The following is a 16,228-nucleotide window of genomic DNA, read 5'->3' as shown; positions in this document are numbered from 1 at the left end:
CACGCTGCGGCGACGGACCGATACATCACGGGTTCACGCCCGCTCTGCTCACCTCCTCCGGCACACCAAGCGCCAAACAGAGCAGCGCCAGGACTTCTCGTCCCCTCACCACAGCGACAAACCGATACCTCACGCTCTCCACCCCGCCTCAGCCACAGCAGGCACCAAGCAAAGCAGCGCCAGAACCACGCCGAACACACGCCGACGCCGCGGTGAGAAACCGATACATCACGGGCTCATGCCAGCTCTCCACACCGCCCCGGCACACCAGGCGCCAAGCAAAGCTGCGCCAGAACCTCCCCGAACACACGCCGACGCCGCGGCGACGGACCGTTACATCACGGGCTCGTGCCCACTCACCGCTCCGGGCACGCCTGGTGCCAAACAAGACCAGCGCCGGGACTTCTCCGAACACTCAACGCCGTGATGAACCGGTTCGGCTCGGGTTCATGGCCGCTCTCCGCACCGTTCGGGCAGAACGGAAGCCAAACAAGGGTCGCAGCTCCAGCTCATGTCCGCACTCCACCCTTACGACGGCCGTAAAGACCGGCCCGTCGCCCACGACCGGGATGGCCGTCGAGCATGGTCATTCCATCTCCGTCGGCGGCTCGGATCTTCGGCCTGGACCCGGCTCGTCGGCATCCGGCTCCGGTGGCGGGGACAATCCGAGATCCGCCGCGGTGCTGAAGTCGGCTAGGCCGGTCAGTTTCGCCGGGTCCGTGCCGATGTTCCAGGCCGCCTGCAACAGCTGCGCCACCAAATGCTCCGGGTCGGCTTCCACCGCGTTCGCCAGGGCCATCCCGGCGAGCGCGCCTTCCCCGCGCATCAAGGCGGTGTAGCCGAGATGCATCGCGGCTTCGGCTCGGTGCGGCGGGGGCAGTTCGCGGACCAGCGTCAGCCATACCTCCTCCGCCTCGCGGGTCAGGGACGTGTGCGGCGGGACGGCGAGGGCTAGGCAGGCGTCGCGGACCGGGGTGAACATCAGTGCGTGGGCGAGGCGGACAGCTTGGTCGTCGTCGGGAGGGCCCGCACCTCGGCGTTGGCGGAGGAACGCGTCACGGAGTTCGGTGACTGCGGCGTTCAGGACATCGCTCGACGACATTCCGGGGCGGTACAACGGTTCCGGGCAGGACGCCAACAGCTCAGCGCGGCGGGCGATCGCTTCCGGGCAGCGCGGTTCGAGCACCGCAGCCAGTTCTTCGCGGCTGCGGAAGACTACGAACCCAGCCTCGGTGGTCGCGGCGGCGATGACGGTTTCCTGCGGATCGGGCAGAACACCGCTGCAGTCGGGATCCCGGTAGCACGACCAAGGTGCACCGGGTTCGATCTCGGGGGTCCACAGGGCGTGGAACAGGCGGAGGTGGTGCCGTTTCAGGCCGCGCTCTAGCTCGGCTACGAAGGTTCTGTGGGGTGGACCGTTGTCATCTCCTGAACCGCCGACGATGACGACGGTGACACCGTTGTGCTCGTGGTCGTCGAAGCGTGGGATGAGCGCATCCGCTTGCTGTGCTTGAAGTTCTCGCGGCGGAAGGTCCGCACGCAGCATCAGGCCGATCGTCGTGCCGGGGACGCGGTGGCCCAGCAGGACGAGGGATTCGGCGGGGCGGAAGCCGAGCAGGTACGGGAGCGAGGCGATGAGGTCGGCCGGGTTGCTGAGGGTGGCCCGGGAGATGCCGGGCGGCGTCGAGGTGGTCACGCCTCCACTGTGCGCCGCGAGCCGGCGAATCGGGGCCGGCTAAGCAAATCTGTGGACGGCAGCAGGCGGTTGTGGACAACCGGGTCGAGGGTGGGGACAACTCGCGGAAATTGTCGGTGGGGTGTGCATCGGCGAGCAAAGTCCACAGTAGACACAGCGCTGCCGGGGCCGGACCGGGCCCCGGCAGCGCTGGCGAAAACCGATCAGCCGCAGTGTTCGAACGGGCTCTCGTACGACGAAGAGCCGACCGAACCGCCCCACTTGACGCAGGTGGAACCGGCGATCTTCTTCACCGGGCCGGCGTAGTAGGTGAAGCTCCCCGAGTCGGTCGCCCTGGTCGAGCCCTGCACTTCAAGGAACGCCGAGACCGGGCTGGCCGTCCCGAGGGAAACCGCCTTCAGGGTCGTCACGCAGTTCTCTTTGGAGGTCGAGTTGTACAGCAGGTACGCGGTGCCCGCCGTCCCCAGCGCCTGCTGGTCGATCACCGAAAAGCCCGACCCGCACACCTGGGTCGCCGAGTACGGGTTGCCGCCGCAGCCGTTCTTGCTCGTGAAGTCCTTCTTGCCGTAGTACGGCACCGCGACGCCGTTCAGCACGGCCTTCTGCGTCACGCCGTTCAAGTTCTCTTCGAAATGCAGGTGCGGGCCGGTGACCCCGCCGGTGGCGCCTGCCTTGCCGATCTCCTTGCCCTGCCCGACGCTCTGGCCCACCGAGACTTCCTGCTCGGACAGGTGCGCGTACCGGGTCCGCCAGCCGCCGCCGTGGTCCAGTTCGATCCAGCGGCCGTAGCTGGTGCTGCCCTCGTTCGCGACGCGGGTGACCGACCCGGGCGCGGCCGCGAGGACCGGCATGCCGGTGATGCCGGACTTCTGGAAGTCGACCGCGTTGGCCGGGTTGTGGCCGCTGAAGGTCGCCGCGGTGACCGTGACGCCGCACTTGAACGGCACCTGGAAGTTGGGGGCCGCGGACGCCGTCGACTGGGCGGCGAGCGTCAGGCCGCACGCGGGCAAGGCCACCGCGGCCGCGACCGCCGCGAACCGTCTCAATCTGGACATGGGGCGTACCTCCTGGTGGGGGAAATGTCCGACGCCCTCCAGCCAAGCCCGAGCCAGTACATTTTCCGTACAAGACGACACGGGAGGGCCCATGGGCACACCGGCGGCCTCGCTCGCCAGGGCGCGGCGGCGGTTCGAGGGCGCCGACTGGGTGCGCTGGGGCGTGCTCGCCGTGCCGCCCCTGTTCGCGATCCCGAAAGCGCACGCCTGGACGTGGCCGCTGATCGGGCTGATCCTCGTGCTATCCGTCCCGGCGCTCTGGCTCACCCGCGAGTCGAAGCCGCGCTGGCTGATGCCCGCGACCATGATCGCCGTGGTGACGGCCGCCGGTGCGCTCTGGATCCTGCAGCCGAGCAGCTGGACCTCGACGACGATGTTCGGCGCGGCGTTCTACACCCTGCGCGTGTCCGGCCGGCTCGCCGCAGGAATCGCGCTCGCCCTGGCCTCCGCGGCCATCCTCGTCTGGTCGATCCGCTACGACCTCGACTGGCTGAACGCGGTCGCCCTCTTCGCGATCCTCGTCGTGATGGTCCTGCTCGCCGCCAACCGCCGGAGCCGCGCGGAGCGGCTGGAACAGACCGAACTCGCGCTCGCCCGCGCCCAGACCGCCAGCGAGGAGCACGCCCGCGCGGCCGCTCTCGCCGAACGCGCCCGCATCGCCCGCGAGCTGCACGACGTCCTCGCGCACTCCCTCGCCGGTCTCGCGCTCAACCTCCAGGGCGCGCGCCTGATGCTGGTCCGCGACGGTGCGAGCGAAGAGTCTCTCGCGCAGATTGAACGCGCGCAGAAGCTTGCGACGGACGGTCTCGCCGAAGCACGCAAGGCCGTCGCCGCGCTGCGCGAAGACGCCGTACCCGTCGAGCGCGCGGTCTCGGACCTTCTCGCCGCGTACCGGCTCGACACCGGCTCTCGCGCCGACCTGACGATCGAAGGCGAACCGCGCGAGCTAGACGCAGCCGTCGGCACAACGCTCGTACGCGCCGTACAGGAAGCCCTCGCCAACTCGCGCAAACACGCGCAAGGCCCCGCCGTCGACGTCACGGTGGCCTTCGACAACGACAAAGTCGACTTAACGATCATCGACCACCAAGGCCGCCGTCCGCCGGAGCCGCCGTCGCCGGGATACGGTTTGCGCGGCATGGGCGAACGGGTCGCACTGTTGAACGGGAAGCTCGAATGCGGCCCTGGGGAGGACGGATGGCGGATTCAGCTGACGGTGCCGGCGTGACGCTGCGCGCGGTGCTAGCCGACGACCAGGCTGTAGTGCGCGAAGGGCTCGTCACGCTCCTCGGGTTGCTGCCTGGCATCGAGGTGGTCGGCGCGGCCGCAGACGGCGTACAGGCTCTCGAACTTGTCGCGGAGCACCAGCCGGACGTACTGCTCGTCGACCTGCGCATGCCCAACCGCGACGGCGTCGAGACGACCGAACTGGTTCGCGCGCAGCATCCGAAGACCGAGGTAGTCGTCCTCACCACGTACGCCGACGACGACTCCCTGCTCGCCGCGCTCAAAGCCGGTGCCCGCGGCTTCCTCACCAAGGACACCGATGCCGAAGCGATCGCCCGCGCGCTCCGCTCAGCGGCGGCTGGCCAGTCCACTGTGGACGGCGAGCTTCAGCGACGGCTGGTGGCCGCCGCGACCAGCCGCGCGCCGGTGCGCACGAAGGAGCTGGAAGGCCTCACCGCGCGCGAAGTCGAGGTGTTGCGGCTGATCGCCGCCGGTCTGTCGAACACGGAGATCGCGCGCACCCTCGTGGTCAGCGAGGCGACGGTGAAAACGCACGTCAATCACCTGTTCTCCAAGGCCGGTCTGCGCGACCGCGCCCAGGCCGTCGCCTTCGCCTACCGCGCCGGGATCGCCGAGTAGAACGCCTTCTTCCCGCCGACGATCGGCAACGTCACCGTCGTCCCGGTCAGATCGAGCGACAGCCCGGCGCCCGGCTGCGGCCGCAGCGTGAAGTCGTGGTCGCTGGAGGCCAGCACGAACTCCAGGCGATGCCCGGCGGCCACGACGTAGTCCTTCGGCATCAGCGAAACCTCGATGCGGTACCGCTGTCCGGGGGTGATCGGCGACGTGACCGACGGGCTGATCCGGTTCTGCGGATCCGTCCAGCCGCGGCTGATCACGTGCGAGGTGCCGTCCGGCGCCCGGTCCAGCAGCACCGCGGTGACGTTCGCGGCCGGGCGGTCGAACGACAGCCGCAGTTCGGCTTTCGCCGTGCCCGACAGCCGGACCGGCGCCGTGGCCGCGGAAGTGCGGTAGCGCAAGCGGTTCCCGGACGACGCCGCGTCGGCGAGCTGTTCGATCTTCTTGCTCGCGTCGTCGGCCAGCGATTCGACGGTCGGACGGCCGGGCACCGGGTGCCGGTCGAGCGCCCCGGTCGAACGTCCGCCCGGCCACGGGTGCAGTTCGACGTCCGAGGTGCCCGGGGCGGGCCATTCGGCCTCGTCGACCCACGTTTTGTCCTCGCGCTGGATGGTCGCCTTCGGCTCGCGCTCGATCCCGTTGTCGACCCCGTAGAGATAGTGCGACATCCACTTGTTCAACGTCGTGAGCCAGACGTCGCGGCGCAGCGAAATCGGGTCCGCGTGGCCGGATTGGTGCAGCCAGATCTTGTGCTCGACGCCGTGCTTCTTCAGCGCTTCGTACCACGTCGCGACCTGCTCGGTCTTCACGTTCCAGTCGTTCAGACCATGCACCGCGAGCACCGACGCGTGCACCTTGCCGACGTCGTTGCGGTAGTTCCGCACGTCCCAGAACTGGCTGTAGTCCCCCGTCACGCGGTCTTGCGCGGCAGTGAGACCGTCGATGACCGGACGGCAGATCTGCTGGTCAGCGCGCGAGTAGACGTAGCCGGCGAGCACGTCCGTGTCCTCGCCCTGGTATCCGCCGGGAGCCACGACCGCGCCGGCATTGCGGTAGTAGCCGTACCAGCTCGAAATGGCAGCGATCGGCACGATCGTTTCGAGCCCTTCGACGCCGGTGCTGGCGACCGCGTTGGGCAGCGTGCCGTTGTACGACACGCCCATCATGCCGGTCTTCCCGGTGCTCCAGCTCGCCGTGACGGGCGCTCCGGCCTGGTCGTGCGCGGAAGCGCGGCCGTTCAGCCAGTCGACCACCGAGCGCGCGCCGATCGTCTCGTTCACGTCGCCGGTCGTCGGACAGCCGGTGGACAAGCCGGTGCCGAGCGATTCGCCGTACACGACAGCGAATCCGCGCGCGGTGAAGTAATTCTGGTAGCTCCAGCCGATCGGCGACGCGACGTGCGGGCCAGGCACGTACAGCTCGGTGTCGACGTTGTGGTTCGGTACGTCGTTGCCGCCCGCGAAATACGGGCTCGCTTCGTACACGACGGGCACCTTCATGCCCTGCTCCGTGGCGCGCGGACGCACCACCTGCGCGTGTACGAGGTCAGGCTTGCCGTCGTGGTCGCTGTCGACGGGCGCGGTGACCCAGACGTCCTCGCGGATGACGTCAGCCGGATCGAAGACCGGCTGTGCTTGGCCGTCGGTGAAAACCGGCGCGGGCGGCGAAGCCGCTTCAGCGACCGCGGGCACGGACAACGTGGCCACTGCGACGAAAACGGCAGCGACCCGAGCGGCAACTCCCACCAGAACCCCCAAGCTGGACGAAGCAGGCGAGCAAGTTGAGACTTCCGTCAACCGCAAGTCGCGTCAACCGACTAACGTCGGAGCCATGGACGCACCGATAGTCACGGTCACGGTCTATCCGCAGCACGCGCGCGTCACCCGCCGCTGTCAGGTCACTCCGGCCGACGGGTCCCGCGTAGAGATCACCGGTCTCCCCCTGTCGCTCGACGCTGCTTCGGTGCGTGTGAGCGGCGCGGGCGACGCGTTGGTCACGGGCGTCGACGTCGCGTACGCACAACACGCCGCGCCCGCGGACCCGACGCTGCGCGCGCTCGTGGAGCAGCGTCGCGAGGCACAAGCGACTGTCGACGAAGTCGCGGACGACGAGAGCGCAGCAGCAGCGCGCGTCGATCTGTTGACCGGCGTGTCGCGACGCAGCGGAGCAAGCTTCGCGAAAGCGTTGGCTGGCGGCGACGCGGAACCGGCGCGCGTCCAGGAAGTGAGCGAAGCGCTCAGCACGCAGTTAGCCGTGGCGCTCAAGGAACGTCGCGCGCTCGCCACGAGGCTGGAGCGGTTGCGCGAAGACCTCGCCGCGCTCGACCGGCAGATCGAAACGCGCAGCACACAGTCCGAACAGGACAGTTCAACCATCGTGGTGGAGCTGGAATCCCCAGCCACCGCCGAAATCGAACTGTCCTATGTGGTCCCCGGCGCGCGCTGGGAACCGGGCTACGACGTCCGCGTACGCGGCACCGACGTCACCGTCACCTCCTACGGGCTGGTCAGCCAGCACACCGGCGAGGACTGGCCGGAATGCGAGCTGACGCTGTCCACCGCGCGCCCGGCGAACACCGTCGTGATCCCGGAACTCCAGCCCTGGTACCTGGATCGACAGCAACCGGAGCGCCGCTCGATGATGCCGCCCGCGCCCGCCGCGATGGCGGCGTACGGCGGTGCCGCGCCCGCAGGTCGGGACGGCTTCGCCGCGCACGTCGCCGAAGTCGAGCAAGGCGCCACCGCGGTCACCTTCCGCCCCGCCCGCCCGGTCGCGATCCCGTCCGGCGCGCAAGGCCACCGGACCACGCTCGCCCAGCTGGACTTCACCGCTGAGCTGGATTACGTCACCGCGCCGACGCAGGCCGAAGAGGCATATCTGCGCGCGAAGGTGGTCAACACCGGCGAGCACACGCTCCGCGCCGGTCGCGCCGCGGTGTTCCACGAAGCCGAATTCGTCGGCAGCACGCACCTGGAACTGTGGGCACCGGGCGAGGAACGCGAACTCGCGCTCGGCGTCGACGACCGGATCCGCGTCGAGCGAGAACTGGTCAAGCGCAGTGCCAGCAAGGCGACCTTCTCCGCGCAACGCCGCCGCGAAGCCGACTACCTGACCACGGTGACCAACCACAGCCCGCGCGAAGCCGTCGTGGCCGTGCTCGACCAAGCCCCGGTCTCGCGGGACGACGCGATCACCGTAAGAGACCTGCGGCTCAGCCCGGAGCCGGTCGAGCGCACCGAACTGGGCCAGTTCACCTGGCGGCTCACGATCGCGCCCGGGGCGTCCGCGACGGTTTCGCTCGGCTACCGGGTGGACGTCGCGAAGGGCGTCGAACTCAGCGGCTGGCGCGAGTGAGGCGTCAGCCCTGGGAGATGTAGGCCTCCAGCTGTTCCTGGCTCTGTTCCAGCTGCTCCATCCGGATCTTCACCACGTCGCCGATGCTCACGATGCCGGCGAGGCGCCCGCCGTCGAGCACCGGCACGTGCCGGATCCGCCGTTCGGTCATCACGACGCTGAGCCGGTCCACCGGATCGTCCGGGGTGCAGCTGGCGACCATGGTGGTCATGATGTCCGCGACCGGCCCTTCGAGGACCGCGGGACCGTGGTCGTTGAGCTTGCGCACGACGTCGCGTTCGGACACGATCCCGGCGATCCCGCCTTCGGCGTCCACGACGACCATCGCGCCGACGTTGTGCCGGGCGAGTCCCGCCAGCAGCTCGGCGACCGTCGTCCCCGGCGACACAGTGGCGACCGTCGCGCCCTTGCGCTGAAGCACATCCGCGATCCGCATGGCGATGCCCTCTCCTCGGTGAGTCGGGTCACCCCAGGTTAGGGCCCCGCCGCCGACTGCGAAAGTCCAGCGGGACGCGTCCGTTCGTGGTAACGCGTTCCTCCGTCGAACACCCGGCGCAACCGGGCGAGGCCGGGCCCGATCTCCTCCGCCGCGATCGCGCCGTAGCCGAACAGCAGCCCGTGCCGCCGTGCCGACACGGAGAAATCGCCGAGCGAGAACAGCCGGACGCCCGCCTCGGACGCCTTCCGCGCGAAGCCGCGCAGATCCCGGTCCGCCGACGCGCTCAGGTGCAGCCCCGCCGACGCGGGAACCGGTTCCAGCACGTCGCCGAATTCGGCCCGGAGGCGGACGACGAGGAGGTCGTGCCGGGCGCGGTAGATACCGCGCATCCGGCGGACGTGCCGGGCGAACCCGCCTTCGGCGAGGAACGCCGCGACCACCGCTTGCTCGATGCCCGGGGAATGCCAGTCGGCGAGGTATTTCGCCTTCACGATCGCCTCGGCGAGAGCGGGCGGCGCGGCGAGGAAACCCAGTCGCAGCGCGGGCGACAGGACCTTCGAGAACGAGCCGACGTAGACCACCCGGCCGTGGGAATCCAAGCTGTGCAACGGTTCCAGCGGTCGCCCGGAGTAGCGGAACTCGGTGTCGTAGTCGTCCTCGACCACGACCGCTCCGTTGTCCTCGGCCCAGTCCAGCAGCGCTCGCCGGCGAGACGGCGACATCGCGACCCCGAGCGGGTACTGGTGCGACGGCGTCACGTGCACCAGCCGCGTGCCGGGCGGAATCGCGTCGACCACGAGGCCCTCGTCGTCCACCGGGACCGGCGCGACGCGCACCCCGAGCGTGCCCAGGAGCAACCGCGGCGGCGGGTAGCCGGGATCCTCGACCGCGGCCAGGTCGCCGGGCCGCAACAGGACTCGCGCGACGAGGTCGATCGTCTGCTGCGCGCCCGAAGTGATCACGAGGTGGTCCGGGTGCACGCGAACGTTCCGGGACACCGCGAGGTGCCGCGCGAGTTCGGTCCGCAGCCGGGGATCGCCTTGCGGTTCGCCGTACGTCATCAGCTCCGCGCGGGAACTGCGCAACGCCTGGGTCGTCAGCCGTCGCCAGGTGTCGAACGGAAACAGCCGCACATCCGGCACCCCGGCACGGAAATCGAACTCCGGCGCGGTGGTGAACGCTTTCGGCGGCGCGGGCACGTCTGTCCACTCTGGACGCGGCTGGACGCCCTCCGCGGGCCCCGCCGGTTCGGCGGGCCGGGGCGCGGCGCCGGCCCGCACGTAGGTACCCGCTCCGACCCGTCCGGTGAGGAATCCTTCCGCGGTGAGGCGTTCGTACGCCGCGGTGACGGTGGTGCGCGAAACGGCCAGCCGGTGCGCCAGTTCCCGGGTCGGCGGCAGCACGTCGCCGTCGCGCAGCCGCCCGTCGAGCACCGCTTCGCGGATCTGGCGGTAGATCTCGTCACGATGGCCGCGGGTGCCGGACAGGTCGAGGTGCAGGTCCACGCGTCCAGCCTAGATTGGTCCACCGCAGTTGGCTCCGCTTTGGCTCTCTTCCTGGACCGATCCGCCGGTTAGCGTGAGCCCATGACCACGTTCGACCTCGACCGGCAGTCCCTGCTCGTCCTCGACCCGATCGTCTCGAAGCTCACCCCGGCGGATCTCGACCGGCCCACGCCGTGCGCTGGCTGGACGCTCGCCGACCTGCTCCGCCACCAAGTCAGCGAAAACCACGCCTTCGCCGAAGCCGCGCGCAACGGCTCCGCGAAGGACTGGGACAGCGGTCAGCTCGGCGAAGACCCGTACGCCGCGTACGCAGCTTCGGTGACCGACTACCTCGCCGCGTACGGCGAAGCCGACGTCGCGGAACGCCAGATCGCCATCAACACCTTCGGCACCTTCCCGGGCACAGTCGCGATCGCGATGCACCTCGTCGACACCGTCGCGCACGGCTGGGATATCGCCAAGACCCTCGACGTCGCCTACGACCCGGTGCCCGAAGCAGTGCACGCCGCGCTGCAGTTCGCCCTCATGATCCCGACCGATCCGGAGGAACGCGTCGAGCGCGGGACCTTCGCGCCGGTGGTGCCCGTCAGCACCGACGAAAGCGAACTGGACCAGTTCCTCGGCCTGCTGGGCCGCGACCCGCAGTGGCGCGTCAGCTGACCTTGTCCGCCGGGGCCGACCAGGTGTCGCAGGCGGCCGGGCCGGCTCCGGTGTACCCGGCCTTCGCCCAGGCCAGCTGGTTCGCGCGGGTGCCGTGGTCGCCGCTGTCGTCGGCGCGGCCGTAGTCGGCGACGGCGGCGTTCGCGGTGGCCCGGCTGATCGAACCGCGGTCCGCCGCGGCGTTGAGGAACAGCGCGCCGAAGCAGTTCGCCTGCAGTTCGATCCGGCGTACGACCGCCTTGTCCGCGTCGCTGCTCGGCTCCGGCGAACCCATCTCCGTGCTCGCCGCGTCGAGGATGCCGCTCTCGCGCTGGACGTGATGGCCGTACTCGTGCGCAAGCGTCGCCAGGTGCCGCGCCCGGCTCAGCCCGGCGTCCGACAGCATCCACTCGGTAGGCGCGTAGATGGTGGCGTCGCCGCCGCAGTAGTACGCGACCGCTTCGTTCTTGGACGGCGCGTTGCCGCACGCGCTGGTCTTCGGCAGCGTGACCGACACCTTGACCGGCAGGTTCGGCTCGTCCGCCTTGTCCAGCGCGGGCTGCCACGCCTGCTTCAAACAGCCCACGAGCGCCGTGTAGAAGGTCTTGAGCTGCTCCGCGTCGCGGCTCAGGTCCGGCAGGTCGCACGCCACGCGACCGAGCGCGACCCCGTCGGCCAGCAGCGGATTGCCGCTCAGCTTGCGCACTGGTTTCGCGTCCTGGCGATCCGGCATCGCGTCGGCGTCCGGGGCCGCGATCGCGTGCCCGGACAGCTCGTGCGGCACCGCGGCCATCAGCGCGAGCGTGACCGCGACAATGGCCGCCGCGGCGACCGCGCCCAGCGCTTTGCCCGGTTTCCGGCGCGGCGGCGGTGGCTGCGGCGCGGGCGGAGGCCACGGGCCTCCGGCGTGATACGTCATTCCTCCCCCTCCCGGCCAGCATACGGAGGCCGCGCGCCGGCCTGGATCACGAAACGGGAACGCCGGGCTCCTGGCCTGATCCGCGACGGACAGCGAGACTGGACGGCATGACTGTCGAAGATCCGTACCTGTGGCTGGAAGACGTGACGGGCGACGAGGCGCTCGAATGGGTCCGTTCGCGCAACGCGGAGACGCTGGACGCGCTCACCGCGAGCGAGAGGTTCGGGCAGCTGCGGGACTCGATCCGCGAGGTGCTCGACGCGGGCGGGCGGATCCCGTACGTCGTGCGCCGGGGAACGCACTACTACAACTTCTGGCAGGACGCCGACCACCCGCGCGGGCTGTGGCGGCGCACCACGCTGGAGCAGTACCGCACCGCCGAACCGGACTGGGAAATCCTGCTCGACGTCGACGCGCTGGCCGCGGCCGAGGACGAGAACTGGGTTTGGAAGGGCGCCGCGGTGCTGCGTCCCGGGCACCGGCTCGGCCTGGTCCAGCTGTCGCGCGGCGGCGCGGACGCGACCGTCGTGCGCGAGTTCGACCTCGACGCGCACGAGTTCGTGGAGGGCGGTTACACCCTGCCGGAGGCGAAGCACCGGATCGGGTGGATCGACGCCGACCGGGTGTACATCGGAACGGACTTCGGCCCGGGCTCGCTCACCACGTCCGGCTATCCGCGGCTGGTGAAGGAATGGCGGCGCGGCACCCCGATCGAGGAAGCGACGCTGGTCGCCGAGGGCAAACCGGACGACGTCGCGATGATGGCGTACCACGACCCGACCGAGGGCTTCGAACGCGATTTCGTGCGCCGGGCGATCGACTTCTACCGCACCGAGCACTTCGAGCGGACGCCGTCCGGACTGACCAAACTGGACCTGCCCGAGGACGTCGAGGTGTCCACGCACCGCGAATGGCTGCTCGTGCACCCGCGCAGCGCGTGGTCCGTCGGCGGCGTCGAGCACCCCGCGGGCACGCTGCTCGCGATCGACTACGACGCGTTCAAGGCGGGCGAGCGCGACTTCACCGCGCTGTTCACCCCGGACGCGCACACCTCGCTGGACTACTACACGTGGACCCGCAACCACCTCCTGCTCGCGACGCTGCACGACGTCAAGTCCGAGCTGCGCGTGCTGACGCCGGGTCCGGACGGCTGGGCCGAGGCGGAACTGGGCGGTGCGCCGGAATTCGGCAGCGCGCAGATCGTCGACACCGAACCGGACGTCGACGACGAGTACCTCGTGGACTCCTCCAGCTACGTCCAGCCGTCCACGCTCACCCGCGGCGTCGTCGGCGGCGACGTCGAGGTGCTGAAGCAGGCTCCGGAGTTCTTCGACGCGACCGGGATCGAAGTCAGCCAGTACTTCGCGACGTCGGACGACGGCACGAAGATCCCGTACTTCGTGGTCCGCCCGCCCGGCGCGGAAAACGGGCCCACGCTGCTGTACGGCTACGGCGGTTTCGAGGTTTCGCTGACCCCTTCGTACGGCGGGGTCATCGGCCGGGCCTGGCTGTCGCGCGGCGGCACGTACGTGGTCGCGAACATCCGCGGCGGCGGCGAGTACGGCCCGGAATGGCATATGCAGGCGGTGAAAGAGAACCGGTACAAGGCGTACCAGGACTTCGCCGCGGTCGCGCGCGATCTCGTCGCGCGGGGCATCACGACGAAGGAACGGCTCGGCATCCAGGGCGGCAGCAACGGCGGGCTGCTGATGGGCGTCATGCTCACCAGCTACCCGGAGCTGTTCGGCGCGATCGTGTGCCAGGTGCCGTTGCTCGACATGAAGCGCTACCACCTGTTGCCGGCCGGGGCGTCGTGGATGGCCGAATGGGGTGACCCGGACGTTCCGGAAGAGTGGGAGTACATCTCGAAGTACTCGCCGTACGAGAAGGTTTCGGCGGACGGCGACTATCCGCCGATCCTGGTCGTCACCTCCACCCGCGACGACCGCGTGCATCCCGGGCACGCGCGCAAGATGGTCGCGCGGATGCGGGAACAGGGCCACGACGTGGAGTACTTCGAGAACATCGAAGGCGGCCACGGAGCGGCGGCGGACAACGAACAGCTCGCGTTCCGTTCGGCCGTCGCGTACGAATTCCTCTGGTCGAAGCTTTCCTAGACCAGGTCCCGGGGCCGCGCCCGCACGCGCGGCCCCGGGCGGATCGCCGGTCCTTTGCGGACCTCCGCGAGCGCGCGCTCGAACCGGGCCCAGGCGTCGGTGACGAACGCGAGCCACGGCGTGCCTAGCCGCCGCAATGCGCGTCCGTGGCCGACCAATACGCCGCCGGTTTCGAGGATCGCCCTGGCTCGCCACCTCAGGCTCGCGACGATTCGCTGCCGCCGCAACCGGTCCACGTGAAAGCCGAGCCGCCGTTCCAACCCCGCGAACACGCGCGCGGCCACGTCCGTGGTGACCGGGTCGCGCGTGCCGTCCCGCAACGCGCGGTAATAGCCGAGCGCGAGCACGTCGGAGATCAGCTGGCTCATCACGTCGCTTTTCCCCGGCGGACCGGCGGTTTCCAGCAACCGGGCGACGAGCCGCTGGTCCTCCGCGGTCGCCTCGTCCGGCGGATTCCGGAACCGCCGGACGCTGCGCGCCACCACCGGATCCAGCCGCAGCCCGCTCCCCCACGCCGGCTGCGGCCGGACCTTCCGCCGCCGCGCCTCCGCCTCGAACACCGCACTCCAGTCCACGGCGGTCATGCTGCCGCGCGGATGTGCCCGCGGCGCGGGGAGGATGTGGAGATTCGGTGGAGCTAAGGGAGAAACAGTCCGGCGGCGGCCCAGTGGAACACTTTCGGGTCGCCAAGGCCGGATTCGGTGAGCCATCGCGCGGCCTGATGGGCAGCGTCCTCGTCCTCGATCAGCCCGTGCCGGCCGGGCACGATGCCGGTGGCCGCGCGGACGTCGTCGACCAGACCGCCGAGGCAGCGCCAGGTGTGCCAAAGTCCGCCGTCGTAGCCGACCAGTTCGAACCCCAGCAACTCGCCGGAGGCGCTCGCGCCTCGCTCGATGCGGTTCACCACCACGCTGGTCTCCCGGTCCCAGCCTTCCGCGAGGATTTCGCGGACGATCGGCTCGGCCTCCTCCGGCGAGAGGCCCACCTCGAGAACTTCCAGCCCGGTGTGGCGGGCGAGCACGACGTCGCGGAACCAATCGTCGTGCACTTCCGCGACGCATTCGCTGATCGACACGAATTCGCTGGTTCGCTGCACGGCACGGTAGCCCGCCGACACGAGAGTCACGGCGGCTAGTTTCCTCCCCGGTTCGACCGGATCGTCGCCCGGATCCAGTCGGCGTACGCGGGCACGCTGCTGTACAGCCCCGGCCCGCCCGCACACGCCGCCCGTGCGGCGCCGGGTCCCGACGTGACCCCGATCAGCTCCCACTGCCAGCCGGGTCCACGCCGGATCTGCGGTCCGCCGGAATCGCCGATGCACGCCATCGCTTCGCGCCGAGGGCTCACCGTGCACAACCGCGTCCGGCCCGCATATCCCGGGCCGCATTCGGATTCCGCACCGCGCCGCACGTCCAGCTCCTGCAATCGTTCCGGGAACCGCGCCTTCGTGAAGTCGTACGTGTCGACCGTCGTGCCGAACCCCAGCAAGCGCGTCGGCGTGCCCGGCTCGCCCGGGCGGGAAGCCAGCCGGATCGGCTTCTCGGCGACCGGACGGTCCAGTTTGAGCAACGCGACGTCGTTGCGGTTGAAGGGAACGCTCTCGCTCTGCAGCGCGTAGCCCGGATGCGTGACCACCTGCGCGATCCGCCGCACGGTTCCGCCGGAATTCCGGTGCTCGCTGCCGATCCGGACGGTCCCGTCCGGCGTCACGAGAGCCGAGTCCACGCAGTGCCCCGCCGTCACCACCCACTGCGGGTCGATCAGCGAGCCGCCGCACACCCCGCGGTCGCCGGTCTGGTTGACCCGCTCCGGAATGGAGGTCATGAACGGGTAGCGCTGCGTCGAATCGCCGCCCTTCACGATCGCTTCGGCAGTGCCGGTCGAGAACAGGGCGGCGCACGCCAACGTCACGGCGACCACCCGGCGGCCAGCAGACTTGATCACGGAGAAATCCTTTCGTTCGGCTCCCGGAAAGCCTGCCGGGTCAAGATCATCCGGACCATCCGGTCAGCCGGTCTCCCCGAGGTAGGGCCTGCCCCCGGTCTTGTCTCTGTACCTACTAGTATGTACGGTGAGGTCATGTCCACGAGAGACCAGCTCGTCGCGAGCACTCAGGACCTGCTGTGGGAGCGGGGGTACGTCGGCACCAGCCCAAAGGCGATCCAGCAGCGCGCCGGGGCCGGGCAGGGCAGCATGTACCACCACTTCGCCGGGAAGGCCGACCTGGCGCTCGCCGCGATCCGGCAGAACGCCGCCGATCTGCGCGCCTCCGCCGAAGCCGCATTCGTCCAGGGCACAACGGCAGTCGAGCGTGTTTCCGCCTACCTGCTGCGCGAGCGGGACGTCCTGCGCGGCTGCCCGGTCGGACGGTTGGCGTTGGATCCCGAGATCGTCGCGAACCCGGAATTGCGCGCGCCACTGGAGGAAACGTTCGACTGGCTGCGCGGCCGTCTCGCCGAAGTGCTCGCCGAGGGCATCGCGAACGGCGAACTCCCGGCCGACCTCGAACCCGCGACGACCGCGACCACGCTCGTCGCGGTGCTGCAGGGTGGATACGTCCTCGCCCGGTCGTCCGGGACGGCCGAGCCGTTCGACCAGGCGATCCGCGGCGCACTCGCGCTTCTCGAACGGCGGTGAC

At 69.9% G+C, this 16,228-nt stretch carries 15 protein-coding genes; 6 read left to right on the top strand and 9 right to left on the bottom strand.

Features of this window, described 5'->3' with window-relative positions; genetic code table 11:
- Positions 1 to 586 precede the first annotated feature (586 nt).
- Together CU254_RS09860 and CU254_RS09855 are read right to left on the bottom strand one after the other, a co-directional pair.
- A complete protein-coding gene (locus tag CU254_RS09860; protein WP_009075175.1) occupies positions 587 to 1,696 on the bottom strand; it encodes a DUF4192 domain-containing protein in 1,110 nt (369 codons plus the stop codon).
- 203 nt (positions 1,697 to 1,899) lie between these two features.
- Positions 1,900 to 2,751 (bottom strand): M23 family metallopeptidase, encoded by an 852-nt coding sequence (locus CU254_RS09855; protein ID WP_009075173.1) that lies wholly within the window; start codon positions 2,749 to 2,751, stop codon positions 1,900 to 1,902.
- Between the two features lie 91 nt (positions 2,752 to 2,842).
- Between CU254_RS09855 and CU254_RS09850 the strand changes: the two genes are divergently transcribed.
- Complete coding sequence (locus CU254_RS09850) at positions 2,843 to 3,979, top strand: sensor histidine kinase (RefSeq protein WP_009075171.1); 1,137 nt, start codon at positions 2,843 to 2,845, stop codon at positions 3,977 to 3,979.
- On the top strand, positions 3,976 to 4,617 hold the full coding sequence (locus CU254_RS09845; protein WP_037716857.1) for a response regulator transcription factor: 642 nt from the start codon (positions 3,976 to 3,978) through the stop codon (positions 4,615 to 4,617). Before CU254_RS09850 ends, CU254_RS09845 begins: the two co-directional genes overlap by 4 nt.
- On the opposite strand, the gene CU254_RS09840 is transcribed toward CU254_RS09845, so the two are convergent.
- Positions 4,593 to 6,323 (bottom strand): Xaa-Pro dipeptidyl-peptidase, encoded by a 1,731-nt coding sequence (locus CU254_RS09840; RefSeq protein WP_199785854.1) that lies wholly within the window; start codon positions 6,321 to 6,323, stop codon positions 4,593 to 4,595. The genes CU254_RS09845 and CU254_RS09840 overlap by 25 nt on opposite strands.
- 124 nt (positions 6,324 to 6,447) lie before the next feature.
- On the opposite strand from CU254_RS09840, the gene CU254_RS09835 reads away from it, so the two are divergent.
- Positions 6,448 to 7,971 carry a DUF4139 domain-containing protein gene (locus CU254_RS09835; RefSeq protein WP_037713121.1) on the top strand — a complete coding sequence of 508 codons (1,524 nt, stop codon included), beginning with the start codon at positions 6,448 to 6,450 and terminating at the stop codon, positions 7,969 to 7,971.
- Between the two features lie 4 nt (positions 7,972 to 7,975).
- Here the strand turns inward: CU254_RS09835 and CU254_RS09830 are convergent, their stop codons facing one another.
- Positions 7,976 to 8,407 (bottom strand): CBS domain-containing protein, encoded by a 432-nt coding sequence (locus CU254_RS09830; RefSeq protein WP_009075162.1) that lies wholly within the window; start codon positions 8,405 to 8,407, stop codon positions 7,976 to 7,978.
- Between the two features lie 38 nt (positions 8,408 to 8,445).
- On the bottom strand, positions 8,446 to 9,915 hold the full coding sequence (locus tag CU254_RS09825) for a PLP-dependent aminotransferase family protein (RefSeq protein ID WP_009075161.1): 1,470 nt from the start codon (positions 9,913 to 9,915) through the stop codon (positions 8,446 to 8,448).
- 81 nt (positions 9,916 to 9,996) lie between these two features.
- Between CU254_RS09825 and CU254_RS09820 the strand changes: the two genes are divergently transcribed.
- Complete coding sequence (locus CU254_RS09820; protein WP_009075160.1) at positions 9,997 to 10,575, top strand: TIGR03086 family metal-binding protein; 579 nt, start codon at positions 9,997 to 9,999, stop codon at positions 10,573 to 10,575.
- Here the strand turns inward: CU254_RS09820 and CU254_RS09815 are convergent.
- Complete coding sequence (locus tag CU254_RS09815) at positions 10,568 to 11,473, bottom strand: neutral zinc metallopeptidase (protein WP_009075158.1); 906 nt, start codon at positions 11,471 to 11,473, stop codon at positions 10,568 to 10,570. The genes CU254_RS09820 and CU254_RS09815 overlap by 8 nt on opposite strands.
- A gap of 41 nt (positions 11,474 to 11,514) precedes the next feature.
- Here CU254_RS09815 and CU254_RS09810 point away from each other — a divergent pair, with 41 nt between their 5' ends.
- A complete protein-coding gene (locus CU254_RS09810; protein WP_009075156.1) occupies positions 11,515 to 13,590 on the top strand; it encodes a prolyl oligopeptidase family protein in 2,076 nt (691 codons plus the stop codon).
- On the opposite strand, the gene CU254_RS09805 is transcribed toward CU254_RS09810, so the two are convergent.
- From CU254_RS09805 to CU254_RS09795, 3 genes are read right to left on the bottom strand one after another with little or no spacing between them, the layout of a single operon-like run.
- Positions 13,587 to 14,174, bottom strand: coding sequence for a hypothetical protein (locus CU254_RS09805; RefSeq protein WP_037713117.1), 588 nt, complete (start codon positions 14,172 to 14,174; stop codon positions 13,587 to 13,589). The genes CU254_RS09810 and CU254_RS09805 overlap by 4 nt on opposite strands.
- 53 nt (positions 14,175 to 14,227) lie before the next feature.
- A complete protein-coding gene (locus CU254_RS09800) occupies positions 14,228 to 14,716 on the bottom strand; it encodes a hypothetical protein (protein WP_009075153.1) in 489 nt (162 codons plus the stop codon).
- Positions 14,717 to 14,721: 5 nt separating this feature from the next.
- Positions 14,722 to 15,534, bottom strand: a complete 813-nt coding sequence (locus CU254_RS09795) for a trypsin-like serine protease (protein ID WP_009075151.1) — start codon at positions 15,532 to 15,534, stop codon at positions 14,722 to 14,724.
- 135 nt (positions 15,535 to 15,669) lie between these two features.
- Between CU254_RS09795 and CU254_RS09790 the strand changes: the two genes are divergently transcribed.
- Entirely contained in the window at positions 15,670 to 16,227 is a 558-nt protein-coding gene (locus CU254_RS09790; protein ID WP_037713114.1) for a TetR/AcrR family transcriptional regulator, read from the top strand.
- Position 16,228: the final 1 nt, after the last annotated feature.

It is taken from the genome of Amycolatopsis sp. AA4, assembly GCF_002796545.1.
Lineage (GTDB): Bacteria > Actinomycetota > Actinomycetes > Mycobacteriales > Pseudonocardiaceae > Amycolatopsis.
This window is presented reverse-complemented; position numbering and strand designations above follow the sequence as displayed.